Here is a 23,173-nt window from a genome sequence, read left to right on the forward strand (position 1 = left end):
GAAACATCCTTTGCGAATCAGCGATGGAAACCTCATACCCTCCGTACCGCGATACGGAGTCAAGCCATGACCAATCTCACCATCGCCCGCCTTGCTGCCAGTGCCGGCGTTGGCGTCGAAACCGTGCGTTTTTACCAACGCAAGGGCTTGCTGCCGGTTCCCGCCAGCAGCGGCGCTGTCCGCCATTATGACGAAGCCGACGTGCAGCGCCTGCGCTTCATTCGCGCCGCCCAGCGCGCCGGTTTCAGCCTGAAGGAAATATCCGAACTGCTGGCGCTCGATGCCAGCGACGACCGCACCCGCGTCCAGGCGCTCACCCGCACGCGGCTGGCCGCGCTCGATGCCGAAATGGCCGAACTTGCCGCCGCCCGCGCCATGCTGTCGGGTCTGCTCAGCGAATGCACCAGCGGCAAGGCTGGCCCTTGCCCGATCATCGCCACTTTCACCGGCAAGGCCTGCCATTGATGGCCCCGGCTCGACACGGCCCGGTGTGTCGCCCAATGTGCCGGCCATGAAAGCCCTTGCACATAATCCCCCTTTGGCCTGGCTGACCGTGATGCTGGCCGGGGCCGTTCTGCCTATTGCGGCCATACTGCTGCTGCGCGATGCGCCGGCGCCGGCACCGCTGGCGCTGATCGGGGGACCGATCCTGGCGGTGGGGCTGATGGGCATGGGCATGATCGCCGCGGCGGCGGCTGGACGGCTGTGGATCGGCCTGGGCCTGGCGCTGCTTGCCGGGGTGGGCCTGATCCTGATCGCGCGAGCGCTGGGCATGCCCGCCCTGCCGCACCCGTTTTCCACCGGGTTGGCGGTGATCGTGGCCAGCCTCAGCTTTGCTGCGCGCGGCACATTATTTGCCCGCGCCATGGGGCGTAACGGCTGGCTGATGGCGCTGTTCGTGGTCGCAGGAGAGGCAGCGATGCTGGTTTCGGCTGCGATGCTGCCGGCCTGGCTGCTCACCCTGCTGCCCGCCCAATGGGCCAGCACGGCGATCCAGACGGCGCTGACCGGCACCGGCACCCGCGCGGCCAGCTCTGCGCTATTCGCACTGGCCGGCACGGCAGCCACGACGCTGCTGGTCGCCTTCCTGTGGCCGCGCCGCTGGCCTTATGCGCTCATGTTCACGGCTTGGATCGGCCTGTCGGCGCTGGTCTGGCACCGGCCCGGCCCGCCGATGCCGCACGCCGATCTGGCAATTTACGCTCTGCCAGCATTGCTGGAGCGTCCGGCTCATGTCGCCCCCATCGCGATTTCACCGCCCGATCCCGCCACGGCCAGCGCGCTGGCGCGGGTGCAGCGCCAGATCGATAACTGGCCCGCCGCGGCCGAACCCGATCTCACCCAGCGCGCCCGCAACCTGCTGCTGATCGCCGCCGTGGCCGATCTTTACGATACTGAACCGCTGCAATCCCAGCTGCCAACGCTGGTCGCTGCCGAGCTCAAATCCCGCCTTCCCGCCGCTCAGCGCACCGCCATCCTCATCGCCATTTCGCTCCACCCCGAACAGGGCAGCGTTGCGGCGCGGGAAACGCTGCCGGCCCTGGGCCTGCCCGCCAATGTGGGCGATGAAGCGCCGGTGCGCGGCCGGGTGGCACTCTATGCCGCGCAACTGGCTACGCAGCCCTGATCAGCAAGGCCTGACGCGGGGGCGACTTGCCAATCCGCAACACCCGCTGTTCTGTGGCGATGTGGGTAATCGAGGAGCAAGCATGACTGCCCTGAGGAGCTTCCCTGCAGCCGTGATCGGGGCGCTGATCGCACTGTGCACACCCCTTGCCGCCAGAACCCAGCCTGCGCAGGCCGCACAACTTGTGCCCGCCGGCTTCACGGTGCCCGTCGCGGCCCAAGCGGCCACCTTCAAACTCGTGCCGCTGGGCCCAGCTTTGGTAAAGATCGATTATGAAGCCTACATGTCGTCCATCGATCATCTGCAAAGGACCTTCACCCGCAGCACGGATTGGCCGCACAAGAACCTCACCGCTGCCGATGCTATGGCCGACATGGAGAACGAAGCGGCCCGTTTCCAGAAACGCGAATCCTTCGCCTATGGCGTGCTCACCCCGGATGGCCGCCGCGAGCGCGGCAGCGTCTATGTCTCGCCCAGCACTGTCGCCGGCTATGATGCCGTGGTCCGATTGTGGGTGACCAAGGCCGAACATGACGCCGGCTTTGATGCGGAACTCTACGTCTGGGTGCAGACCTGGGTGCGCGCCAAATGGCCGTTCGCCAAAGTCGCCTACCCCGGCCGTGCCATCGATTGGGCGACATGGGATGCACTGGTGGCGGCTTCGAAGAAGAACGGGAAAGAGTAAGAGGCCTCCGGCGGGCAGGGCCTGAGGCCCTGCACCCACTTTCGTTTTTGGCAAGCGATTCAGACACCAAACCAGCGCCGCAGGCAATCAATCCCGCCTGCAGCGCTGATGTGTGCGCGTGCTGCAAGGGCAGACCGCAATCGAACGGGTGCACGGACTGCATCTCTGCACGCCGGAGGCCCTCTTACGCTTCGTCCCGCAGCACCACCGTCAGCCCCGCCGGCAACGGATCAGGCACAGCGTCCAGCCGCGCCGCGTCGCGGCGGGCGCGGTCGATGATGGCGGGGACGACGGCGCCGACCACAACCAGCGCGTCGCAGCGGGCCAGGGCATTCAGCTGGTTAAGGGTGAGGTCGCCGGGGTCGTCGCTGGTGATCGCGATCTCCCGCAATTGAGGAGTGGCAGTGGAGCTGCCTTCGATCACGCGCGACACAGCGGCGTCCGCATCGGGCAGTGCGGCGAAGGGATCAAGTGGCCCCGCTTGCGCCAGTGCACGTTCCCAGAGGCGGCGGCGATCATTGGGGGTGGGGTGGCGGGCGGCCACCGCGTCGCGGGCGGCGAGGATGGCGCGCGCCAATGGCCCGAGGCTGGCGGGGAGCAGCGCCTCGAAGCGGGTGCGCAAGGCGCGGGCGAGGCTGGCCGAGGCGCCGGCGGTGGAGATGGCAACCACCACGGGCGAGCGATCGATGATGGCACCCATCAGAAAATCCGACATGGCGGGTTTGTCGACCACGTTGACCAGCAGGCCCCGCGCGCGCAGCCGGGTGGCGGCGGCCAGGGCTTCAGCGTCATCCTCGATGGCGACGAAGGCAAGGACGGCTTCAGCAGCATGTTCGCCCACCAGTTCGCCGCCGGCGGCGCGGACGAGGCGGGCCTTGGCTTCCGCGGGTTCACCGTCGCCAACAAGGATGACCTGGCGGCCGGCGAGGTTCACGAAGATCGGCAGTTGCTGCATGGCGCGGCTGTGCCCTGCGGTTCAGGCCGGTGCAAGTGCGTGCGGATCAGCGACGCGGGTGAGGCGCGCCAACAGCGCAAGGCCGCCGGGGATGGCAGAGAGCCCGGCCATGGCGGCCAAACGCCCCAGCGGGTGCCGGGCAACGGCGAGCGCCGCCATCGCGAGGCGGACAGGGCGGCGGGTGCGGGTGAGCAGCGCTTGGCTGTAATCCGCCGCGCTGGCACCCTGCGCCAGCATGGTGGCCGCCAGCCGCCCAGATTCGAGCGCAATGGCCATGCCGTCGCCGCAGAAACTGGGGATGACGGCGGCCTGATCGCCCAGCCGCCACAGGCCGTCCGTCGTTGGCCCAGCCAGATGCCCGTAGGGCACGCGGGAGATGGCGAGCGGGCGCGGCAGCAAGGGTTCCGCATCGCCCAGCGCGGCAAGGGCTGGCTCGGTGATCAACCTCGCCAGCAGGGCGGGCCAGTTGCCCAGCTCGCGATAATGCGCGCCATTGACCAGCAGGCACAGGTTCAGCCGGCCGCCCTCCACCGGTTGCAGCCCGGCATAGCCGCCATCGAAGAAGGTGACGGCCACGGTGCTGGCAAGGCGGCGGGACAGGGCTGGGTCACGGAAATACATCTTGAAGCCAATCTCGTCCGGCCCATCGGGACGCGGCAGGCCCCGCACATCATGCTTGCCGGTGGCAAGCAGCAGGGCCGGCGCGGCGATGTCTCCTGCGCTGGTCTGGGCGACGCCGTCGGCCAGACCGCGCACGTTCACCCCACGCTGCACCTCCACACCGGCAGTGGCGGCGCGTTCCAGCATCGCTTCATCGAGAACACGGCGCGACAGGCTAAGCGCGGGGAAGGGTAAGGCGGCAGCCGCCTGGCGCTGGCCGGCGTTGATCTCGACACGGGTGATAGGGACGGCGCCGAGGCTGCGTGCATCCTCGCCCAGCCCGGCCAGCGCGGCAACAGCCTCGCCACTGAGAAACTCACCGCAGATCTTGTCGTGCGGGCCTGTCTCGCGCTCCAGCAACAGCGGCGCATGGCCCGATCTGGCCAGATCGATGCCGGCTGCCGCGCCGGCCAGGCCGCCGCCGATGATCAGCGGCGCCGTCATTTCGGGCATGACTCCACCGTCCAGCGGAAGGGGAAATGCCAGCGGACTTCGGCCTCCACGCCGGCCGCCGTCAGCAGCGCCTCCCAATCGGCGCGGGTGAAAGCGCGGCGCACGGACAGCGCGCCATCATGGGCCACGATCGGATGCCAGCGGAAGACAAAGGCAAGGGTACGAAAGCCGGCCCAGGCCAGCCAGTGCCGGTGCAGATCGTTGATCAGCCAGCCGACGCGGGCCGTGCGCTCCATCCACTGGATGAACGCCACCAGTTCATCATCGCGCATGTGGTGGGCCACCAGCGACGAGATGATGAAATCGGGCTGCCAGTCCAGCGCTTCGGCGCGGCCCGTATGGTAAGTGATGCCCAGCGCCGGATCAGTGGCCGCGGCGGCGACCGGCGCCGAACGCGGATTGAGATCGATGCCGGCCAGTTCGGCGTGCAGCCCGCGCCCCTGCAGCCAGCGGGCGATGGCGCGCAGCATGTCACCATGGCCGAAGCCGACATCGAGCAAGGTGAAACCAACGCGGCTGGGCAATTGCCTGCGCAGCCAGGCGATGGTGGGCCAGCGCGCCAGCGTTATCGTGTTGACCTGTGCCAGATCGGCGATGACGGCGGCATAGGTGGCGGGATCAAGCCCGTCGGCATCCATCACCTCCGGCAGATCGGCGCGCTTGGAGAAATCCAGCCGCGCGCGCGGCCAATCCGAAGGAACGGCGTTCGCGTTCACACACCCACCGTTTCAAAGCGGAAGCTTTCCGCCGCCAGGCCCGGCCCGAAGGCCACAGCAAAGCCCGGCACGCCCTTGGGCACACTGGTGCCGATCCCGGCCATGATGCGTTGCAGGACGAACATGATGGTGGCGCTGCTCATGTTGCCGCATTCGCGCAGCACTTCGCGGGACCAGTTCAATGCGCCCTGCCCGATGCCCAGCCCGGTTTCCACCGCATCCAAGATGGCGCGGCCGCCGCCGTGCACGGCCCACACACCATATTCATCCGGGCTGCGGCCATGCAACAGATCGACGCCCGCAGGGCCGGCCAGCGCCTGTTGCAGGATCGCCGGCACGCGGCCCGAAAGCACCATGTCAAAGCCCTGATCGCCCACACCCCAGGTGATGGTATCAGCGGAATCGGCAATGGTGGCGGCGCGGAAATCGGTGAGGGCGATGCCGGTGGGATCAGCCGTCACCAGCGCGGCGGCACAGCCATCGCCGAACAGCAGCATGGCCAGCAACGATTCCAGTTCGCCCGTTTCCTGAAAATGCAGGCTGCACAGTTCCAGATTGACCACCAGCACCCGCGCCGATGGATCGGACCGGACGAAATGATGCGCGAGCCTGAGCGAATTCACCGCCGCATAGCAGCCCATGAAACCCACGTGCGTGCGCTCCACGCCGGGATTGAGGCCAAGGCGCTGCACCAGGATCTGATCGATGCCCGGCGCTGTCATGCCGGTGCAACTGGCAACAACCAGATGCGTGATGCCCTGCAGTTCCGCGGCCGACAGACCCAGCCCGGCGATGGCCTGTTCAGCCAGGCCCGGCGCGGTGGCGGCGAAACGCGCCATGCGCTTGGCCGTCGATGGGAACGCGCCGGGACGATAGAAACCCTCGGCGTCCGCGGTGAAACCGTCCGGGTCTTTCACCGGCGTAAAGAAGCTCCAGCGGTGATCGATGGCGCTGCGGCCAACCAGGCGCTTGAAGATCAACTGGTCGCGCCGATCCTTGATCAGGCCGCCAACGAAATCCACGAACGCCTCGTGCACATCATTGGGCGGCAGCGCGGTGCCGATACGGTTGATGTGCGCGATTGCAGGGGCAGGCATCGCGGAAATTCCTTTTGAGTTGAAGGGCGACAGTGCGCCGGTTGGGCAGGGCTTGCAACAGCACGCACTGCGGCCGATGGATGCGCCATGAACTCATCAGGCATCAGCGCGGTTCCCGGCATATACGTCGGCCATGCCCATTGCGATGTGGCGCGCACCGGCGTCACCCTGATCTTGCCACACGAACCCGCGGTGATGGCGGTGGACGTGCGCGGCGGTGGCCCCGGCACGCGCGAGACGGATGCACTTAATCCCATCAACCTGGTCGAGCGCGCCCACGGGCTGGCGCTGGCTGGTGGTTCGGTGTTCGGGCTGGCGGCCGGCGATGAGTTGGCGCTGCTGCTTTCCGCTGCCGGGCGCGGCCTGCCGATGGGCGACGGCCTGCCCGCGGTGCCGGTCGTGCCGGCGGCCATCCTGTTCGATATCACCAATGGCGGCGACAAGGCGTGGGGCATGGACCCACCCTATCGCCGGCTGACGCGGGAGGCCTTTGCCGCCACCGGCCAGCCGGGCAGTGACGGCCACGGGCCCATCGGTGCCGGGTTCGGCGCGCGGGCCGGCAGCCGGGCGGGCGGCATCGGCAGCGTCTCGCGCGTGCTGGATGATGGCAACATTGTTGGCGCGCTGATTGCTGCCAACAGTTTCGGCGAAATTTATGCCGATGCGCCGCCCGGTGACGGCCCGGTGGAGATGCCAAAACTGGCCAAACATCGCCGCTTCGGGCGGGACAACACGATCATCGGCGCGGTCGCCACCAACGCGCCGCTCACCCGCGCCCAGGCCTTGCGGGTGGCGATGATGGCGCAGGGCGGGCTGACGCGGGCCGTCCGCCCGATCCACACGCCGTTCGATGGCGACTGCCTCTTCGCCCTCTCCACCGCGCCCCCCGGCCAGACACCAGTGGACGATGTGCAACTGATCGAAATCGGCACGGTGGCCGCCGATCTGGTGGCCGCTGCCGTGCGCCAGGCTGTCGGGCTCTACTGAGCCTGCAAGGCCGTGATGCGGCCCGCCAGGGCGTCGAGACGCGGCGCCAGCGTGGCCGCCGCAGCCGGCGCGTCACGCAAGGCTTCAGCCAGCGAAGCGCGGCGATAATCGGCGCCAGCCAGCGGCGCCAGCGCGGCGCCCAGGGCGGATTCGGTCGCTTCCCGTTGCAAGGCAGCAGCCGAATCGGCGGCGCTGCCGGCAGCGCCCGCGCGCGCGGCATCACGGGCGGCGCGGGCCGGGGCAGCGGCGGCTTCCACCTGCGCCACCATCGCTTCCAGCGCGGCAATCTCGGTTTCGGCAGCGGCCGGCGTTGGCGGTGGGGTGGGTGCCGGCATGTCGGGCGCGGCCGGGGACACGGCTTCAGCCGGGGGGGCGCAGTCGGCGTCACCTCTGGGGCAGCGGCCGACACCCGGCACGTTGCGCGGCACCATCGGCGAGATTTCACCGGGACGCGGGTTCAGGCTGGGCCAATCATTGGATCGGCCGGCGCAACCGACCAGCAAAAGGGCAAGAACAAGAGGCTGGGCCATGCGGTGCATGATTTATCGCCTAAAACGGCAAGGAAGAGGTTGCAATGCCCCGCGCGCATGGCTATCAGGCCGGCCTTCACGGTGTGCGCCCGTAGCTCAGCTGGATAGAGCATCAGACTACGAATCTGAGGGTCGGACGTTCGAATCGTTCCGGGCGCACCATTTTTTCCTCAATTTCTTAAGAACTTAGCGTCACGTGCGGCGCTGGCATCCTATGGCTGCTTATTTCATTTTGGCGCCGGGCATCAGATAGGCATCAGACCGACCGGTTTCAGTCGAGCCGGTTTGGCCCAACAGGGCCCTCCCAAAGGCGGCCCAAAGTTTCTTCTTACCTGATTCGCTCCCCCCGGGGGCAGGGCCAACTGTAATGCCGTCAGAGCAGCAGGCGCAGCCCCGCTGAGGCGCGGACAGCCGGGATATGGGCCGCATCTTGACGGCGATCATGATGGCTTAGGGTGTGAGTAAGTCGACGCGCATGTGAAGGTGGCGAGAAAGTCGTCAGAAACTTAAAATCCTCGGAGGGTATCCCTCGTGCCGGTTCGTGTCCCGCCGTCCGCACCAGCATGGATCGAGGTGGGAGCTAAGCCCTCAATTGACACAGAGTCTTGTAATTCGCACGAAGGGCAGAGGAGATCGCAGTTCGCTTCCCCAGGGCGGCAGGAGACGTCTTATGCTAAAACACGCCCGTACGACGGCGCTGGCAATCGCCGGATCAATGCTGTTCGTTGGCGCCCAGCCGGCGCAGGCAGGCTTTTTCAACAACACTGCATTCCTATCAGCCAACAAAGCTGATGAGAATGGCGATTATATCAAAGCCGCGAAGCTGTATGCGAAGGTGGTGGAAGGTGGCAGTCCGGAATTAGCCGCAGCAGCCGCTTTTAAGCTCTACAAATATTATTTAAATGGTATCGGCGTTTTCAAAAATTCCGACTCAGCGTTGCATTATTTAGAGATCGCGGCCCAAAGTGTTGATCCAACATGGGCAAAAATAGCCAACTGGGAGATGGGCTACCAATTGATGACTGGCTTCGAAGGATCAATGCCGATCAAGAGAACAGAAGCTGTGCCATATTTTCTCCGTGCCAAACAGTTAGGCTCAGACGGTAGTTCAAAAGCCTTGGATGTACTTCAGGCGTACCCAGAAGTGATTTTGGCTTCACGAGCGGAATTATTTTCGCCACCGAGCGAGCAAATTGCACCTTTCAGTCTTGCAGCTGCATTCCAATTTCTTAACGCGGGAGATGTCGCAAAAGCCCGGGGCACGCTGAACTGGCATGCTCGACGGGGGAACGAGCAAGCCCAAATCGAATTGGCTTTGTTACTTTTGACAAAGGGTACGCCGAGCGATCTGCAAGAGGCAGGCGGCTGGTTCCTCCTGGCTGCCCGATCAGGCAATGCCAGTGCTCAGCGGTTATACGGACTCATCCTGATGGAAATCGCGAAGGCGCCTCCACTAGAGGCGCTTGAGTGGCTGCAGCGTTCTGCAAATCAAGGCGATCCAGACGCAGAAAACTTCCTAGGCCAATACGCGGCAAATCCTCCACGAAACTACGCCCAACCCGAATATGCCGTAGCAGTCACTCATTTCGTAAAGGCAATGTCATTGGGCTCGCCAAAAGCTGCACTGAATCTTGGCGATCTTTATGCAGATGGACTTGGGGTTGCGAAAGATGCCGCGACCGCTATCGAGTTGTACAAGGCTGCTGCAGATGCGGGTCTGGTGGAGGCGCGAAACCTTCTCTTTTCTAAATTCGACATTGTTTACACTCCTTCGTCGAAGGCAGCTCCTGCGGCTCAGAATGCAACATCTCATCGCCAGGTCATTACGTCCCGCGAACTTTCGCCTGTAGAAATCTATCAGAGGAATGCAGCTAGCGTCTTCTTGATGCAGGCTGAAACTCGGGGCCAAAAAGGTGGCATGGGCGGATCCGCAGTAGCCATTTCGAGCCATGAACTTTTGACGAACTGCCATGTCACGGAAGGGCATAATTTGTTTGGAGTAAAAATTAATGGCGCGTGGCAGCTGGTAGAATTCGGAAAGGGCAAAAAGTCCGTCGACCTCTGCATTTACAAAACAGATTTGAACCTCAGCCCCATAACGCAGGTTCGCGGTTACGAAACTTTGCAAGTTGGTGAAAAGGTTTACGCGATCGGATCGCCGGCGAGACTAGAAAACACCCTATCTGAAGGAATTATTTCAGCGCTGCGTATTTTGAATGGCGTCAAAGACATTCAAATTACAGCTCCGATAGATCATGGATCATCGGGTGGGGCACTCTTCGATGCCCAAGGGCGACTAATTGGAATAACTACATGGCGTCAAGGTGTTTCAGGCAATCTCAACTTCGCTGTTTCAATCGATGAAGCGCCCTAAGCCAAATTGACTAGCCGCTGCTCTGCCCGTTCCAGCGCCGCTATTCGGCAACCGCGCAGCGATGCTTGCCCGCTGGCTTTCACTCAGGTGGCGGCGCTGGGAACGAAAAATAAGTAGAGTGGGCAGGTGATGTAAAAAGAGGCATGTTCGCGCTGCGCGGATCGGAGGGCACCCCGTTACCGAACTTGACGCGGATGGCACGCAGGGAATGCCTGGGTGATTGCCTCCACTGCCAGATTGATCGCTGGCAAATGGCGACGAGCAGGATTGTCCCGTAAATAAAATAGGACAATATCTTCCACTTGATACAAATCCATCCCAATTGGATAACAGTTTTTCCCATCGGCTGTTTCTAGTATTACCAACTTTCTGGTGAATAATATATTTCCAATAAACACCATGCATCGTACATTTTTCATCGAAGTTTTACCTGTGAGGTCTTTGCTGCAAGCTTTATATAAGTTATTACCTGTCTCTAACGGCTCTAAAGGCGGAACCGGCTGGGCCGAGGGGTTTACCTGCGACCGACACTGCCGTGTGCATGTCACGCTCTGCGCGCCATATCCGATGGCGCGAGGCTGCCCGCCAACCTATTGCCCTTGTGTGGGGCTGGAATAAGGCGTCCTGAAAATACGGCGGTGTTGGCTTGGCTGCGCCGTAAACTGGCGCACAAAAAAGGCGGGGCGGCATTGCTGCCACCCCGCCCATTTACAGTTGATGTTTGAATGCCCGGGGTCAGCGCTTGCCGCTGCCGCCCAGGTTGATACGCACGCCACCCATGAAGCGGGCACCGAACTTTTCGAACTCGAGCACGCGGATCGGGATACCGCGGTAGCGACGGCCCGGTTCGTCGAGCAGGTTGGTCGCGTCGACGAACATTTCAACGCGCGGGCTGATGGCATAGCGCGCCGAAAGATCGAGGCGGCCGACACTCTGCCAATAGCCATCGCCGCCAACGTCGGCGCTGCCGATTTCGAACAGATAATCGCTGCGATATTGCCAGCTGGCGCGCAGGGACAGACCATATTGTTCGTAATAGAGCGAAGCGTTGTAATTGGTGTTGGACGCATCGGGCAGCCTGACCTTGCGGCCATCCGGCGTCGTGGCGTTGGAGCGATTCAGGGTGATGTTGCCCTGGAAGCCAAAACCTTCCATCCATTCCGGTGCACCGATGCTGCGCAGCAGCCCGCCAAACGGCTGCACATAGGCGATTTCAATACCCTTGATATCGCCGTTGCCGCCGTTGACCTCGGTGGTGATCTGGTAGGTCGAACGCTCGAGCCCGGGGAGGTCGAAGTCCGTGTTGCCGAACGGCTGGGTGAAATCGAACAGAATGTCGCGGACCTTCTTGTAGTAGAGGCCGACCGACAGGAAGCCTTGGTTGCCCATGTACCATTCGACATAGGCGTCCACGCCGACCGCCTTTTCGGGCACGGCAAACGGGTTGCCGCCCGAAATCGTCAGCAGCGGGTCGTTTATCGTCAGGTTGGGACGCAGCAAGTCATAATCAGGCCGCGCCGCCCCCGTATTCAGCGACAGGCGCAGTTTGATCTCGTCTGTGGCATCATAGTTCAGATGCAGGCTGGGGAAGAACAAAGTGGTGCCAGAGCTGGTGTTCAGTTCCTGGCGCACACCGTTGATGGTGCCGTTCGCCCGCCCGGTGTTGTTCACCCGCTCGCCGCGAACCCCGGCGACGATATTGCCGTTTTCGAAGAACATCGTGCCCATCAGATAGCCGGCGAAGATTTCTTCGGTGACTTCGTAGAAGTTGTTCTCGGTGGTGTTGGGCTGGATGCGTGAGGCGCCAGCGGCAATGTAGCTGTCCAGCAGGTCGCTGCCCAGCTGGCTGTCATGATACCGGAAGCCGTAGCCGATCGGAATGTTGACCTTGAGTGGTGCGTTGGTCGAGATCGCGTCCTGCCGCGGCAGCGCAATGCCCTTGGCGGTCAGATCAGCGGCGCGGGCTTCAATGACCGAAACATTGTTTTCCTTGGTGCGCTTGTTGTATTGGCCGCCGAACTGGATCTTGGTGTCCTGACCGAACAGCGAAATGGTGCGATCGAAATCAAGCCGCGCCGTATAGGCATCGGTCTGCGCCCGATTGTTGGCCCGGTTCATGGTGACGAAATCAAGCTCGGTGGTGGTGATGACATCGCGGCGGGCCCCCAGCGAATAATTCTGGTTGGCATCGGCCAGCGTATTGAACAGGACGACCTTGTTATCGCTTGGGTCGTTGAAATCATAGACGATGCTGGGACGCCGCGTGCGATCTGACGGGCTGACCCAGGTCGAGGTGTACGGGTGGCGGGCGTCGTCCTGGGCGCGGGTGTAGTTCAACCGCCAGTTGGCCTTCCATTCGCCGAAGATGTGATTGCCGCCCAGCGTGTTGGTGAAGATGCGCTGGCGTGACGACAGGCTGTTCAATGTGCTGTCGATTTCAATGCCAAACAGCGTGCCTCGCAGCGGCGTGTTGCCGGTGCGAATATCGGCATAACCGGTGCGGCGGGCGGTCGCCTGGGCTGCCGTGCTGTCGGTGCTGACCGCATTCTGATCGAAATCGAACAGAAACTGGGTGCGCAGTTCGTCGTCGCGGAATTCGGTGAGCACCGAACTCAGGAAGATTTCATTGTTGTTGTCTGGGCGCCAATCGATCTTGCCGCTGAAGGCGGTGTTGGAACGGGTCAGGCGATAGAGCTTGTTTTCAAACTCGCGCGCCCACACGCGGTCGGCGAAGCCCGGCAGGCGATCTTCCGGCGCAATTTCCCAAGGGTCGGCTTCGAAATTGTCGGTGACCATGTCGACTTCAAAGCGCGAGGCCGACAAGAGGATGCCGACGGTGTCATTGAAGAAACGTTCTGAGATGTGCCCGGCAAAGTTGTACTGGCGGCCACCGCCCAGTGCCGAGAAACCGGCACCGACATCGAGGGCAACCTTGAAGCCGGGATAATCGAAGGCGCTGCGGGTGCGGACGTCAACCTGGCCGGCGACGGCTTCGCCGGTCAGATCGGCGGTGACCGCCTTGCGCACCGCCACCTGGCTGGCGATGGTGGCCGGAATGGTGTCGAAGCGGGTTTCGCGGCCGGCCGGGCTGATCACGTTGATGCCGTCGAATGACACCGTGGTCCAGCTGGTGCGGGCGCCGCGAAGGCTGATGAAACGATCCTGGCCCTGGTCGCGCTGCACGGCGACGCCGGGCAGGCGGGCGATGGCGGCGGCGAGGTTCTGATCCGGGAAGCGGCCGACGGCATCGGCGGCGAGCACGCTGACCAGCGCGGTCGAGGCGCGCTGCACCTGCAAGGCAGCGGCCAGTGATTCGGCGATCGGGCGCGAGGCGGTGACAGTGATTTCGCCATCAGTGCCGGTCGCAGCTGCCAAAGTCACGTTGACTTCGGTATCCTGGCCGGCGACGACAGTGATCGTCTGGGTCACGTCGGCACTGCCGAAATAACGAACGGTGATCTTCTGCTGGCCGGCGGGTGCGCCGCGCAGCGTGAAGCGGCCTTGCGCCGTGGTGCTTTCGACAACCGAGGAACCTTCGATGCGCACGGTGGCGCCAGCAACAAAGCTGCCGCTGGCATCGGTGACAACACCGGTGATCTGCCCGGTGCTGGCAGCAGAGCCGGCATCAGCAGCGGCAGCAGAATCAGCCATTTGGGCAGCGGCGGGCAGGGTCGTGACAAGGCTCAACGCGGCGCTGGCCAGCAGAATGGAACGGGTCGGTTTCATTGGTTTCTCCAGTGTGGGTTGTTGTCGTGCAGCCGCGCGGGTGCGCAGCGGTGAACTCTCAGAAATCCGGGCTCTTGTACGGTAGTGTGTTGCCGAAACGCCGCGTGGGCGGCTGGCTATTGTCGTTCTTGATCAAGCGCTTGGTGGCCCCACGCTTTTCGATGATCGCAGCGTCATATTGCACGCCGTCGGCGGTGTAAGCGGTGTAGCTCAGGCGGTTGCCATCGATGCCGATGACCTGGAAGAACTGGCCATTCTCGCCCTGCCGCTCCAGTTTCACACCGGTCGGTGCGTAATCATCCCAGCCCTGCTTGCGGAATTGATATTGCTTGGGGCCGGAAACACTGTTCACGAACATCGTGGTCAAGGTGTCGCCCACCTTGAAGCCGGCGCGACGCGGCGCTTGGCCACCCGCATTGAGCAGCCCGCGCGCATAGGTGTGATCATGACCCTGCAGCACCAGATCGACGCTATTGGCCGTCAAGATCGGCAGCAGCAGAGCCCGGCCGGCCGGGCTGTCCCGCTCCCCGGCCGAGCTGAAGATCGGATGGTGCATGGTGACGATGCGCCAGCGCGCATTGGAGGCTTTCAGTTGCGCATCCAGCCAATCGGCCTGTGGCTGCAGATCGGGCTGGTTGGTATCCAGCACGAACACATCAAGATCGGCAGAATAATGCACGGCATAGGCGGTTTCCTGCACGGCGGCCGGCAGCGCGGCCTCGACCGGCAGCCGGAACTGCGGCCGCCACAAATGGCTGAGCAGGCGACGGCGCGCGGCATCGGCGGGATCGGCCATGTCATATTCATGATTGCCGGCCACTGGGATCGCCGGGATCATGGCATGCAGGAAGCCGCCGGCCTTGAACCAATCCGCCCATTCGATGTCGCGGCTGCCACGGTTCACCAGATCGCCGGCGTGCAGCATGAAGCGCGCATCGGGCGCGGCTTGGAAGGCCGCGCGAATGGTGCGCGACCACAGGGACAGCACGCCATTTTGCGCATCGCCCATGTAGATGAAGAGGATCGGCCCGGATTTGGGCGCCGTGCGGGTCTGGAACCACTCGCTCCAGTGGCCGTCACTGCCCTGCACACGATAGGCATAGAGCGTGTCCGGCTTCAGCCCATCAAAGCGTACGCTGTGATAGGCCACGGCGGGCAGCGTGTCGTTGGCCTGCACGGCCAGCGCGCGGCCATTGGCGATCACCGTATCGAGATCGACCCGTTCGGTGACGGCGGCGACGCTGCGTCCGGTCAGATCGATTCGCGCATCCGGTGTGGCCAGCGTGATTTCGGCGCGGGTGGCGGTGACGTTTGCAGCCGTGCGCCACGCCACCGCAAAGGCTTGCGACGGATCACCTTCGAAGGTCGCCACGATGCGATCGGGCCAGGCCGTGGCACCCTGCCACGGCGGCGGCCCATGGTCACCATCATGCGCAAGAACCGGCAGGGCCAAAGCCATGGCGGTTATCGCCGTCATCAAAACACGCATGAAGCCCCCGCCGCGCTGTTGATATTGGCGGTGGCGTAGTGGCAGTTTGTGACTCCGTGGCGTCCGAAATGTTGCACGCCCAAGACTGGCCACGCTGGACGTTGATCCCCTTTAGAAGGCCAGGAATCAGCCATTCAAAGGTGGCCGTCCCTTCGAGCGCTTCACCCGCGGCGTTCACAAACCGACCAAACCGCTATCGGCCCAAATCCCCAAAACTGCCGCAAAACAGGTGCAGATCACGCCAAGTTTTTGTCAGTTCATTTTCATTTCATGCCTCCGCAACGGCTCTGACTCCACCAAACGGTAGCCAGGTCTCACATACTGCGATCGGAGGTGGACGTGACGGGCTGTCAGGATCATCTCGGATCAAATGCCAAAGGCGCTGCTTGGCTGGCGACGGCTTCGGTGCTCGCCTCGCTGGTCACCGCTGACGCCAGCGCCAGCTCTCTGTGTTGATCTGAATCGAGATGACGGAGGTTTGCACAACAGCCATGCCGACGCGGGTCCGTTTCTCCCTCACCGAGCCAGCAACCAACAGTGCCCCCTTGCTGTTCGGCGTACCATTCAACACGCCCGAACAATCGGTGATCGCGATCGATGTTGTGGCGGGAAACTGCCTTGATCGGGTGACCGCAAGCAATAGCGGGCAGAGCGCCTTGCTGATCGAACCGGAGGGTGGCTGTGCCGTTGTTGACGTGGACTTCAGCGATGCGGCCGGGATGGCGCCGGCATGGCTGTTCGGGTCGACCGGCGGCGCCCACGAACAACCATCAGTGGCCTTGGCAGAACTGATCGACGGTTTGGCCGGCACCACATGCGGGCAGGCCCGTGTGAACAGGATCATCGAACATATCGACGCGCGCTTCGTTTATGGTCGCCGCGAACGCGGGCTGGGCGATGGCGAAGCTGCGATGCCGGCGCTGGTTTGCGACACGCACGCAGGAACCTGTGTCGACACGCACAGCTATGCCGTTGCGGCGATGCGGGCGGGCAATATGGACGCCGCGTACATCAGCGGCGTGTTCTTCAAGGCCGGGCAAAGCCTTTCGCGCCCGGGCCATTGCTGGATCGCGGTACAGGTGGATGGGGCTGCGCAATATTGGGATGTCTCGCACCATCTTAAATATGGCCTTGGGCCATCTCAGCCCGGCTACAATCCGTTGCCCGGGACACGCTTTGCGCTGACGGCCGGCCGCGATCTGCGGTTTGAACTGCCTGGCCGGAGCCTCGCGGTCAGCATTCTCAAGGGGTTTGTTGCAGCGGATGGCGAACAGGGATTGGCGCTGCCAACCACGGCAAGCCTTATCTGACGCCGCAATGTGGGGCCGCTGTCCGAATGAACAATTCGTGACAATTGCGGAACTTGTTCCTGCTCACCAACTCGGTGTTCCATGCAAGCATCTGAAAATGAAATAATAATTTCGTTGTTTCGAGAAAATCCGATCTTGTCGGGGTAATAAAAACAACATGGAGTTCGGTAACAATGAAACTCATGGGATCGGGGATCAGACTTTCCAAACATTTGGTCGCCCTCGCCGTGCTTTGCATCGGGTCGGTGTCGCTGGCTGCATGCGCCAAGGACGAGCCGCCAGCCTTTCCCGAAGGAAGCTGGCAGCAGCGCATGGGCAAGATCCGGGCTGCCGTACGGGGCGATGAGGCCGATCCGGCCTTTGCTGCCACCTGGTCAGGATATCGCAGCCACCTGCAGGCCGTCACCGGGCTTCCCGTCGAAACGTTCGAAGCATCGGATTACAACGGCGTGATCCAAGCCGTTGCATCCGGCCAAGTGGATTTCGCCCTGCTGGGCGCCGGAGGCTATGCCAATGTCGATACCCAAGTGGGCAGCAAGGCGTTGCCGTTTCTGTTGGTCCGGCAAGCCGAAGGCAACACGGGCTATTATTCCGCCCTGGCCGTACGGACGGCTTCTCCGTTCCGCATCTTGGCCGATCTCAAGGGCAAGACAATCGCCTACATCGATTTCAATTCAACGTCTGGTTACATCTATCCAAGGCATGAGTTGATCAAGCAAGGAATTGACCCCGAACGGTTCTTCGCAAAATCGATCATGGCTGGCGGCGGCACGCAGGCCCTGCTTGCCATGATGAATGGCCGAGTGGATGCAGCGATGATCACCGTCAGCGCCGGAACGCCGGAAACCGGCTTTGCCACGGGCAACCATGTCAGTTTGGCTCGTCGGGGGCTGATTAATCTTGATGAGATGCGGATCATCTGGACAGCAGGCCCGATGCCCAACTCACCTTACGTGATGCGCACCGATCGGCCGCAGGCGTTTGCCGATGTGCTGCGCGGCGCGCTTGCCATGCTGCCGTATGAAAAGCCCGATGTCTGGGCCAGCATGGGGCAGGCACCCGGCAATGATTTCCACCCCGTTAGCCGGGCCGACTACGCTGATATCATGGCCATTCGGGCCGAGGACATCAGCCAGCGGCGATCAGGATCCGGCGAATGATGGCTCGTCTTGTCGTGGGCACTGTTGCTGCGCTGATGCTGGTCGCGTGCGGTGGCAGCAGCAAGGATACCGAAGCCGGTGCAGCTCGTCCGCCGACACTGCAACAGCTGCGCATCGGCATACTGGCGCCGGCCGCATCGCCGTGCCGATCGGATGCGCCGGAATGGCCCGCAGCACAGCGCAAATATGTGCAGCACCTGGCATCGCGCATGGAAGTTCCGGTCTCGCTGTGCCCGATGGCGGAATATAGTGCCATTGCTGCGGCCATTGCCGATGGCCGCATCGAGATGGGCCCAGTGGACAGGGCCGGCCTGGCGCCGGTGGCGGAAAAGATCCGTCCGATCCTCGCCGTGCGTCCCGACACGGCGCCAGGCCGGGCCATTGCCGTGGTGGTGGTGCGCGAAGCAGCGCCGGCCCGGACCTTGGCTGATCTGGCGCCCGCGGCCGGCCGCGTGGGGGCGCGGCTGATCCTGTCGCGGGAGAATAGCGATATTCTGGATGGTGTGCGCCGGATCCTGACAAGCGCGGGTTTTCCCGCCGCCAGTCTTGCGGCAGCAAGCGCCCAGCCCGATGCGGAAACCGCTGCCGCCGCACTGCGCAGCGGCGCTGGCGATGCGGCTGCTGTTGGCGGGGCCGAATGGTACCGTTACTGCCGCGGCACCAAGAAGGACGAAACGCCCTGTGCTGGCCTGCGCGAGGTGTGGCGCGGTCGGGAACCGGTGGCAGTGGCATGGAGCGTTAGCCGGAACATCGCTCCGGAAAGCTGGGCGCGATTGGTGGGCATTCACATCGCACTGTTTCTGGAACAGCCCGCCATTGCTGCCTGGCTGGCCCCGGGCGGGAGCGAGATCACACCTGTTGAGGCAACGGCGCTGGAACCGGCAGGGCAATGAGCGTTTCAGCCCTGTTTGATGCAGAGGATCGCCGCCGTGCTGCCGTGTTCGAACAGGATTGGCGAAAACGCCGGCTTGCGCATCGCCTGCAGAATCTCGGTTGGCTGTTGCTGGTTTCTGCCTTGCTGGCGGTCTCGCTGGAATTGAGCGAGCTGCGTAACAGTTCTGTCGGTCTTGGTTGGGGCGAGCGCGTGGCGACCTTCGTCGATCGGATGACCCCGCATCTGCGAGCCGATGCGCTGTTTGCCAGCCGCAACACAGATGGTTCACTGGCCAGCTGGTTCTATGATCTGCCGCTGTGGCTGGTGGCCATACGCGAAACCGTCGCCATGGCCATCGTCGGCACGCTGGTTGGTGGCGTGTTTGCACTGTCGTTGTCCTTTCTGGCTGCGAGCAATCTCAACGCGAACCGGCCGCTGCGGGTGCTGATACGCCGCAGCCTCGATGCGGCCCGAACGATCCCGGATGTGATCTTGGCGTTGATCTTTGCGTCGGCCTTCAGCCTGGGGCCGGTGGCCGGCGTCCTGACCCTCATCGTCAGCACCACGGGCTCGCTTGGCAAGCTGTTCAGCGAGTGCATGGAAAACGCCCGGATTCGTGAAGTGGAAGCGATTGCTGCCACGGGTGGCAACTGGCTGTTGCAGATGCGCTTTGGCGTCATTCCACAATTGTTGCCGCAACTGGTATCGTATTGGCTACTGCGGCTGGAGCTGAATCTGTCAGCGGCCGCGGCGCTGGGCATCGTCGGTGCCGGCGGCATCGGTGTGGAGTTGCAGCGCGCCATCAGCTTCACCGAATTCGATACCTATCTGGCCATCCTGCTGCTGATCATTGCCTGCATCACGGTCATTGATCTTGTGTCGGAACGGCTGCGCCACCGCTTGATCGGAGCGATGGCGTGAACGACACAGTGGCTCTGTCGCCTGCCGATATGATCGCCCGCGCCCGCGCCCGTGTGCCGCGCGCAATCGACATACCGTTACGCGAGCGGCTGCAACCATGGGCGATTGCGACGGCCACCTTCGCGCTGTTTATCGCTTGCTGCATCGATCTTGATCTGGGACCCGACGTGCTGGCCAATGGCATTGGCAAGCTGGGCGGCATACTGGCTGCCATGTGGCCACCAAGCGCCGGTGGGCAGTGGTCGCGGTTACTGCTCGCGATCGCGCAGACGCTGGGCCTGGCCGTGCTGGGGACATTGTTGGGCATTTTGGGCGCCCTGCCGCTGGGGCTGATGGGTGCACGCAATCTGGTATCCAATGCGGCCATCCACTTCATCGTGCGGCGGATGATGGATGTGTTCCGGGGCATCCCTGCACTGGTGTGGGCCCTGATCCTGGTCGCAGCGTGTGGGCTGGGGCCATTGCCGGGTGTGCTGGCGCTGGCGTTTGCCGACATACCGCGGCTGGGCAAGCTGTTTGCCGAAGCCATCGAGAGTGTCGATCGTCGCCAGCGCGAATCCTTGCAGGCGACGGGTGCGAGTGGGTCGTTGGTGATACGTTTTGGTATGCTGCCCCAGGTCCTGCCAGTCTGCCTTAGCCAGTGCCTCTATTACCTCGAACAGAATTTCCGCGCCGCCGCAGTGGTAGGTGTTGTTGGTGCCGGCGGCATCGGTTTTGAACTCAACGAGCGCATCCGCATCTTCGCCTTCGACGAAGTGGCGTTGATCACGATCCTGTACATCGTGATCGTCGGTTTGCTGGACGAGGTTTCGCAGCGCCTGCGGGCGCGGCTGATCTGAACGGGGAAGGGTCTCCATGCTCGAAGTTAATGGTCTGGTCTGCCGCTTTGGCGACGTGGTGGCGGTTGACAACGCGCGGCTGTCGATTGCCGGCGGCGAAATGGTTGGCGTTATCGGTCGGTCAGGCTCTGGAAAGAGCAGTTTGTTGCGCTTGATCAACCGGTTGTATACGCCGCAAGCGGGCAGTATCCATTGGCAGGGCGCTTGCGTGTCTGCCTACACGGGCCGCGACTTGCGGAACTGGCGCCGCCGGGCCGCAATCATCTTTCAGGATTATAATCTCATTCCGCGCCTTGATGTGCTCACCAACGTTTTGTTGGGCACATTGGCTACGCGGCCGGTGCTGCCGTCGCTGGCCAACTATTTCACACCGGAACTGCGGGCGCGTGCCGTCATTGAGCTGGACCGACTGGGTATGGCTGAAGCCGCCTTTAAGCGGACCCAATATCTTTCAGGCGGTCAACAGCAGCGCGTCGCCATCGCGCGCGCCATGGTGCAGGATCCGGAAATTCTGCTCGCAGACGAACCGGTCGCATCGCTTGATCCCGTCAACAGCGAAATCGTCATGCAAAGCATTCTCGACATCAACCGATCGCGCGGGCTGACCGTTTTGATCAACCTGCATTCCATCGACATCGCCCGCCGCTATTGCCAGCGGATCATCGGCATGAACCAGGGACGCATCGTATTTGACGGCCCTGTCAGCAGCCTTACTGATCGGGCCGTCGCGGCAATTTATGGCGTCACGGTCGATCCTGAAGATGCAAGCTCGCCTGAGAGAAGAGAGGCCTTGCCGATCATGGAGCCGCTCTTGGCGACGCCCGCACAGAAGGTGGTGGCGCGATGAGCAGCCGCCTTGCTGGTACAGCCGCAGAACGCGGCATGGCCTATGTTGCACGCCAAGTTCCCGCTCGGCCCCATTCCGTCAACCGGGGGCCAGAACCGCAGATTGATGCGGAGGCCTCCGTGGTCGACTGCGCCCTTGGGCGTTGGACACGGGTGGGAGCGCGAACCCAGCTGAGTGAAGTCGCGTTCGGCGATTATTCCTATATCGTCAGCGACTCCAGCGCTACCTATGCCGATATTGGCAAATTCTGCTCGATTGCCCGCGATGTCAGGATCAATCCAGGCAACCATCCGACATGGCGTGCAGCGCAGCATCATTTCAGCTACCGGGCCATTTCATACGATCTGGCCGATAATGATGACGCCGATTTCTTCGAATGGCGCCGTGCAGATCGTGTTGTCATGGGCCACGACATCTGGATTGGCCACGGCGCCACGGTGCTGGCTGGCGTGACCATCGGTACTGGCGCCGTTGTGGGCGCTGGCGCGGTTGTGTCGAAAGACGTGCCGCCCTTTGCGGTCGTGGTCGGTGTGCCGGCCCGCATCCTGCGCTTCCGCTTTGAAGAGCCGCTGCGCGAAGCGCTGCTGGCGTTGGCCTGGTGGGATTGGGATGATGCGCGGCTGGCAGCGGCTCTGGAGGATTTCCGCCGGCTGAATGCTGCTGATTTCATCGCCCGCCATGACTGAAGCAGTCCGCCCTGGGGTGCTGGTGTTGGTGGTGGGGCCGTCAGGCGCCGGCAAGGACAGTCTGCTGGCCGCGGCTCAACATGTGTTGGCTGGCAATACCGGCTTTGTGTTTCCAACTCGGGATGTCACGCGTCCGGCAGGCTCGGGCGGTGAAGCCCATAACCCGGTGACCGCCGACGAATTTCGACTGCGCTGCAATGCCGGGGCCTATGCGCTTTGGTGGGAAGCCAATGGTCATGGCTATGGCATTCCAACGGCCATCGGTGCAGCGCTGGCAAGCGGGCAGACCGTACTGTGCAATGTCTCGCGCGGCGCGATCGAGCTGGCCCGACAGCGCTTTGCGCGCGTAGCGGTTATCTGGGTAACGGCACCGCTGGAGGTTCTGGCCAGACGCATTGCCGGTCGCGGTCGCGAAACAGCTGACGAAATCGCTGCCCGTTTGGCGCGTTTGCCACCAGCCGAGCCCACAGGATCAGATGTGACGATCATCGACAATGACGGAACACTTGAGGCTGCAGCCGCGAAATTCGTGTCGGCGGTCAGGGCTGCGGCAGCGTGAAACGCGCCAATATCGTGAATGGACTTTTGGTATCGGGCTGATGAAACAGGCTGATCGAAGTCACCTGATGCTGTCCGCAATCGTCCGCAAAATATTGGATGGCGGCATCGAGCAACTGCTGCCGGTCTCCACTATTCTCGATCCGGCCAGTCAACGTCATGTGAAAGCGGAAATCGTTAAAGACATAAGGGTAACCCCAAGCAGCAAGTTGTTCATGCTGGCGATCGGTCAAGGGCGCACGCAGGCGCCTGGCCATATCTGCCGGGGTGAGCGGAGCCCGAAACGGATCAATCAGGCGAACACTTGATTCATGCAACGCCTGCATCGATGTTGACGGCGCGGCGAGCCTGAATGCGATGAAACTGCCCATCGCTTGAGGCTCGATGATTGCGTTAAAGGCGGGATGTGTGCTCGCAAGCATGGCCACCGCAGCGATCAGATCAGCCTGTGTCGCCGTTTCTGCGAGGGCAAAGGGGGCCTTCAGTGTTGCATGAAAGCCATAGTGACGCGGATCGGCAGTGAAGGCCTCGAAACGTTGGCCATCGAACCCCGGTAAAACCGGCTGTGGCAGCACAACACCGGTGGCCGCGTCGCGTCCCAGCCAGGCAGCCGCGCGCTGCCAGAATGCGCTTTCGCAATCCGGGGCGTAATAGATGGCAAAACGTTCAGGCATCGGCT

Annotated in this window: 22 protein-coding genes, 1 tRNA gene and 1 pseudogene; 15 read left to right on the forward strand and 9 right to left on the reverse strand. The window is 62.9% G+C overall.

From position 1 onward, the window contains the following. Positions 1–66 precede the first annotated feature (66 nt). From G566_RS0109070 to G566_RS0109080, 3 genes are all read left to right on the forward strand, one after another. Entirely contained in the window at positions 67–465 is a 399-nt protein-coding gene (locus tag G566_RS0109070; protein WP_022680356.1) for a MerR family transcriptional regulator, read from the forward strand. A 46-nt stretch (positions 466–511) separates the two neighbouring features. Continuing rightward, the gene (locus tag G566_RS14010; protein WP_040605564.1) at positions 512–1,627 is read left to right on the forward strand and encodes a hypothetical protein; all 1,116 of its coding nucleotides are present in this window, start codon (positions 512–514) and stop codon (positions 1,625–1,627) included. A gap of 82 nt (positions 1,628–1,709) precedes the next feature. After that, positions 1,710–2,312, forward strand: coding sequence for a hypothetical protein (locus G566_RS0109080; RefSeq protein ID WP_051135999.1), 603 nt, complete (start codon positions 1,710–1,712; stop codon positions 2,310–2,312). Positions 2,313–2,496: 184 nt separating this feature from the next. On the opposite strand, the gene G566_RS0109085 is transcribed toward G566_RS0109080, so the two are convergent. Genes G566_RS0109085 through G566_RS0109100 form a run of 4 tightly spaced genes read right to left on the reverse strand, consistent with a single transcriptional unit; the run spans position 2,497 to position 6,193 of the window. Then, positions 2,497–3,267, reverse strand: coding sequence for a precorrin-2 dehydrogenase/sirohydrochlorin ferrochelatase family protein (locus G566_RS0109085; RefSeq protein WP_022680359.1), 771 nt, complete (start codon positions 3,265–3,267; stop codon positions 2,497–2,499). Between the two features lie 21 nt (positions 3,268–3,288). Next, positions 3,289–4,371 carry an NAD(P)/FAD-dependent oxidoreductase gene (locus G566_RS14015; RefSeq protein ID WP_022680360.1) on the reverse strand — a complete coding sequence of 361 codons (1,083 nt, stop codon included), beginning with the start codon at positions 4,369–4,371 and terminating at the stop codon, positions 3,289–3,291. Continuing rightward, complete coding sequence (locus tag G566_RS0109095; protein ID WP_022680361.1) at positions 4,368–5,096, reverse strand: methyltransferase domain-containing protein; 729 nt, start codon at positions 5,094–5,096, stop codon at positions 4,368–4,370. The genes G566_RS14015 and G566_RS0109095 overlap by 4 nt, the downstream gene beginning before the upstream one ends. Next, positions 5,093–6,193 carry a type III polyketide synthase gene (locus tag G566_RS0109100; RefSeq protein WP_022680362.1) on the reverse strand — a complete coding sequence of 367 codons (1,101 nt, stop codon included), beginning with the start codon at positions 6,191–6,193 and terminating at the stop codon, positions 5,093–5,095. Before G566_RS0109100 ends, G566_RS0109095 begins: the two co-directional genes overlap by 4 nt. A gap of 87 nt (positions 6,194–6,280) precedes the next feature. Between G566_RS0109100 and G566_RS0109105 the strand changes: the two genes are divergently transcribed. Continuing rightward, positions 6,281–7,180, forward strand: a complete 900-nt coding sequence (locus G566_RS0109105) for a P1 family peptidase (RefSeq protein WP_022680363.1) — start codon at positions 6,281–6,283, stop codon at positions 7,178–7,180. Here G566_RS0109105 and G566_RS0109110 read toward each other — a convergent pair. Beyond that, the gene (locus G566_RS0109110) at positions 7,174–7,719 is read right to left on the reverse strand and encodes a hypothetical protein (RefSeq protein WP_022680364.1); all 546 of its coding nucleotides are present in this window, start codon (positions 7,717–7,719) and stop codon (positions 7,174–7,176) included. The genes G566_RS0109105 and G566_RS0109110 overlap by 7 nt on opposite strands. 76 nt (positions 7,720–7,795) lie before the next feature. Between G566_RS0109110 and G566_RS0109115 the strand changes: the two genes are divergently transcribed. The 3 genes and pseudogenes from G566_RS0109115 (at position 7,796) to G566_RS15105 (ending at position 10,084) form a co-directional block, all read left to right on the forward strand. Beyond that, positions 7,796–7,872 (forward strand) — tRNA-Arg (locus G566_RS0109115). Between the two features lie 204 nt (positions 7,873–8,076). Continuing rightward, positions 8,077–8,175, forward strand: a pseudogene (locus tag G566_RS15100) (excalibur calcium-binding domain-containing protein); the annotation flags it as partial. A gap of 250 nt (positions 8,176–8,425) precedes the next feature. Then, positions 8,426–10,084: a trypsin-like peptidase domain-containing protein gene (locus G566_RS15105; RefSeq protein ID WP_169522823.1), complete on the forward strand. Its 1,659-nt coding sequence runs from the start codon at positions 8,426–8,428 to the stop codon at positions 10,082–10,084. Between the two features lie 176 nt (positions 10,085–10,260). Here G566_RS15105 and G566_RS15925 read toward each other — a convergent pair whose 3' ends face one another. From G566_RS15925 to G566_RS14020, 3 genes are all read right to left on the reverse strand, one after another. Continuing rightward, positions 10,261–10,632 (reverse strand): Rap1a/Tai family immunity protein, encoded by a 372-nt coding sequence (locus G566_RS15925; RefSeq protein WP_419185338.1) that lies wholly within the window; start codon positions 10,630–10,632, stop codon positions 10,261–10,263. A gap of 187 nt (positions 10,633–10,819) precedes the next feature. Further along, positions 10,820–13,810 (reverse strand): TonB-dependent receptor, encoded by a 2,991-nt coding sequence (locus G566_RS0109120; RefSeq protein ID WP_022680365.1) that lies wholly within the window; start codon positions 13,808–13,810, stop codon positions 10,820–10,822. Between the two features lie 58 nt (positions 13,811–13,868). Beyond that, complete coding sequence (locus G566_RS14020; protein WP_022680366.1) at positions 13,869–15,287, reverse strand: purple acid phosphatase family protein; 1,419 nt, start codon at positions 15,285–15,287, stop codon at positions 13,869–13,871. 503 nt (positions 15,288–15,790) lie between these two features. On the opposite strand from G566_RS14020, the gene G566_RS14815 reads away from it, so the two are divergent. The 8 genes from G566_RS14815 to phnN all read left to right on the forward strand — a co-directional run bounded on the left by G566_RS14815 (position 15,791) and on the right by phnN (position 22,495). Then, positions 15,791–16,609, forward strand: a complete 819-nt coding sequence (locus G566_RS14815) for a transglutaminase domain-containing protein (RefSeq protein ID WP_169522825.1) — start codon at positions 15,791–15,793, stop codon at positions 16,607–16,609. Between the two features lie 173 nt (positions 16,610–16,782). Continuing rightward, positions 16,783–17,769 carry a phosphate/phosphite/phosphonate ABC transporter substrate-binding protein gene (locus tag G566_RS0109135; RefSeq protein WP_084706830.1) on the forward strand — a complete coding sequence of 329 codons (987 nt, stop codon included), beginning with the start codon at positions 16,783–16,785 and terminating at the stop codon, positions 17,767–17,769. Then, positions 17,766–18,662: a PhnD/SsuA/transferrin family substrate-binding protein gene (locus G566_RS0109140; RefSeq protein ID WP_156874475.1), complete on the forward strand. Its 897-nt coding sequence runs from the start codon at positions 17,766–17,768 to the stop codon at positions 18,660–18,662. Before G566_RS0109135 ends, G566_RS0109140 begins: the two co-directional genes overlap by 4 nt. Next, positions 18,659–19,564 (forward strand): phosphonate ABC transporter, permease protein PhnE, encoded by a 906-nt coding sequence (phnE, locus tag G566_RS0109145; RefSeq protein ID WP_022680370.1) that lies wholly within the window; start codon positions 18,659–18,661, stop codon positions 19,562–19,564. Before G566_RS0109140 ends, phnE (G566_RS0109145) begins: the two co-directional genes overlap by 4 nt. Further along, entirely contained in the window at positions 19,561–20,403 is an 843-nt protein-coding gene (phnE, locus tag G566_RS0109150; RefSeq protein WP_022680371.1) for a phosphonate ABC transporter, permease protein PhnE, read from the forward strand. The genes phnE (G566_RS0109145) and phnE (G566_RS0109150) overlap by 4 nt, the downstream gene beginning before the upstream one ends. Before the next feature lie 16 nt (positions 20,404–20,419). Next, positions 20,420–21,250, forward strand: coding sequence for a phosphonate ABC transporter ATP-binding protein (phnC, locus tag G566_RS14030; protein ID WP_022680372.1), 831 nt, complete (start codon positions 20,420–20,422; stop codon positions 21,248–21,250). Positions 21,251–21,285: 35 nt separating this feature from the next. Then, positions 21,286–21,936, forward strand: a complete 651-nt coding sequence (locus tag G566_RS0109160) for an LbetaH domain-containing protein (RefSeq protein WP_029131476.1) — start codon at positions 21,286–21,288, stop codon at positions 21,934–21,936. After that, on the forward strand, positions 21,905–22,495 hold the full coding sequence (phnN, locus tag G566_RS0109165; RefSeq protein ID WP_022680374.1) for a phosphonate metabolism protein/1,5-bisphosphokinase (PRPP-forming) PhnN: 591 nt from the start codon (positions 21,905–21,907) through the stop codon (positions 22,493–22,495). The genes G566_RS0109160 and phnN overlap by 32 nt, the downstream gene beginning before the upstream one ends. Here phnN and G566_RS0109170 read toward each other — a convergent pair. Continuing rightward, a complete protein-coding gene (locus G566_RS0109170) occupies positions 22,476–23,168 on the reverse strand; it encodes a DUF1045 domain-containing protein (protein WP_156874476.1) in 693 nt (230 codons plus the stop codon). The genes phnN and G566_RS0109170 overlap by 20 nt on opposite strands. Between the last annotated feature and the right edge of the window lie 5 nt (positions 23,169–23,173).

This window comes from Sandarakinorhabdus limnophila DSM 17366 (assembly GCF_000420765.1).
Taxonomy (GTDB): domain Bacteria; phylum Pseudomonadota; class Alphaproteobacteria; order Sphingomonadales; family Sphingomonadaceae; genus Sandarakinorhabdus; species Sandarakinorhabdus limnophila.

What these genes read in the sequence shown, in the direction of transcription:
- G566_RS0109070 (WP_022680356.1), top strand. Translation starts at nt 67, where the DNA reads ATGACCAATCTCACCATCGCCCGCCTTGCTGCCAGTGCCGGCGTTGGC.
- G566_RS0109110 (WP_022680364.1), bottom strand. Translation starts at nt 7,719, where the DNA reads ATGCACCGCATGGCCCAGCCTCTTGTTCTTGCCCTTTTGCTGGTCGGT.
- G566_RS14010 (WP_040605564.1), top strand. Translation starts at nt 512, where the DNA reads ATGAAAGCCCTTGCACATAATCCCCCTTTGGCCTGGCTGACCGTGATG.
- G566_RS14020 (WP_022680366.1), bottom strand. Translation starts at nt 15,287, where the DNA reads ATGACGGCGATAACCGCCATGGCTTTGGCCCTGCCGGTTCTTGCGCAT.
- G566_RS0109120 (WP_022680365.1), bottom strand. Translation starts at nt 13,810, where the DNA reads ATGAAACCGACCCGTTCCATTCTGCTGGCCAGCGCCGCGTTGAGCCTT.
- G566_RS0109105 (WP_022680363.1), top strand. Translation starts at nt 6,281, where the DNA reads ATGAACTCATCAGGCATCAGCGCGGTTCCCGGCATATACGTCGGCCAT.
- G566_RS0109135 (WP_084706830.1), top strand. Translation starts at nt 16,783, where the DNA reads ATGAAACTCATGGGATCGGGGATCAGACTTTCCAAACATTTGGTCGCC.
- G566_RS0109160 (WP_029131476.1), top strand. Translation starts at nt 21,286, where the DNA reads ATGGCCTATGTTGCACGCCAAGTTCCCGCTCGGCCCCATTCCGTCAAC.
- phnN (WP_022680374.1), top strand. Translation starts at nt 21,905, where the DNA reads ATGCTGCTGATTTCATCGCCCGCCATGACTGAAGCAGTCCGCCCTGGG.
- G566_RS14815 (WP_169522825.1), top strand. Translation starts at nt 15,791, where the DNA reads ATGCCGACGCGGGTCCGTTTCTCCCTCACCGAGCCAGCAACCAACAGT.
- G566_RS14015 (WP_022680360.1), bottom strand. Translation starts at nt 4,371, where the DNA reads ATGACGGCGCCGCTGATCATCGGCGGCGGCCTGGCCGGCGCGGCAGCC.
- G566_RS0109085 (WP_022680359.1), bottom strand. Translation starts at nt 3,267, where the DNA reads ATGCAGCAACTGCCGATCTTCGTGAACCTCGCCGGCCGCCAGGTCATC.
- phnC (WP_022680372.1), top strand. Translation starts at nt 20,420, where the DNA reads ATGCTCGAAGTTAATGGTCTGGTCTGCCGCTTTGGCGACGTGGTGGCG.
- G566_RS0109080 (WP_051135999.1), top strand. Translation starts at nt 1,710, where the DNA reads ATGACTGCCCTGAGGAGCTTCCCTGCAGCCGTGATCGGGGCGCTGATC.
- G566_RS0109100 (WP_022680362.1), bottom strand. Translation starts at nt 6,193, where the DNA reads ATGCCTGCCCCTGCAATCGCGCACATCAACCGTATCGGCACCGCGCTG.
- G566_RS0109170 (WP_156874476.1), bottom strand. Translation starts at nt 23,168, where the DNA reads ATGCCTGAACGTTTTGCCATCTATTACGCCCCGGATTGCGAAAGCGCA.
- G566_RS15105 (WP_169522823.1), top strand. Translation starts at nt 8,426, where the DNA reads ATGCTGTTCGTTGGCGCCCAGCCGGCGCAGGCAGGCTTTTTCAACAAC.
- phnE (WP_022680370.1), top strand. Translation starts at nt 18,659, where the DNA reads ATGAGCGTTTCAGCCCTGTTTGATGCAGAGGATCGCCGCCGTGCTGCC.
- G566_RS0109140 (WP_156874475.1), top strand. Translation starts at nt 17,766, where the DNA reads ATGATGGCTCGTCTTGTCGTGGGCACTGTTGCTGCGCTGATGCTGGTC.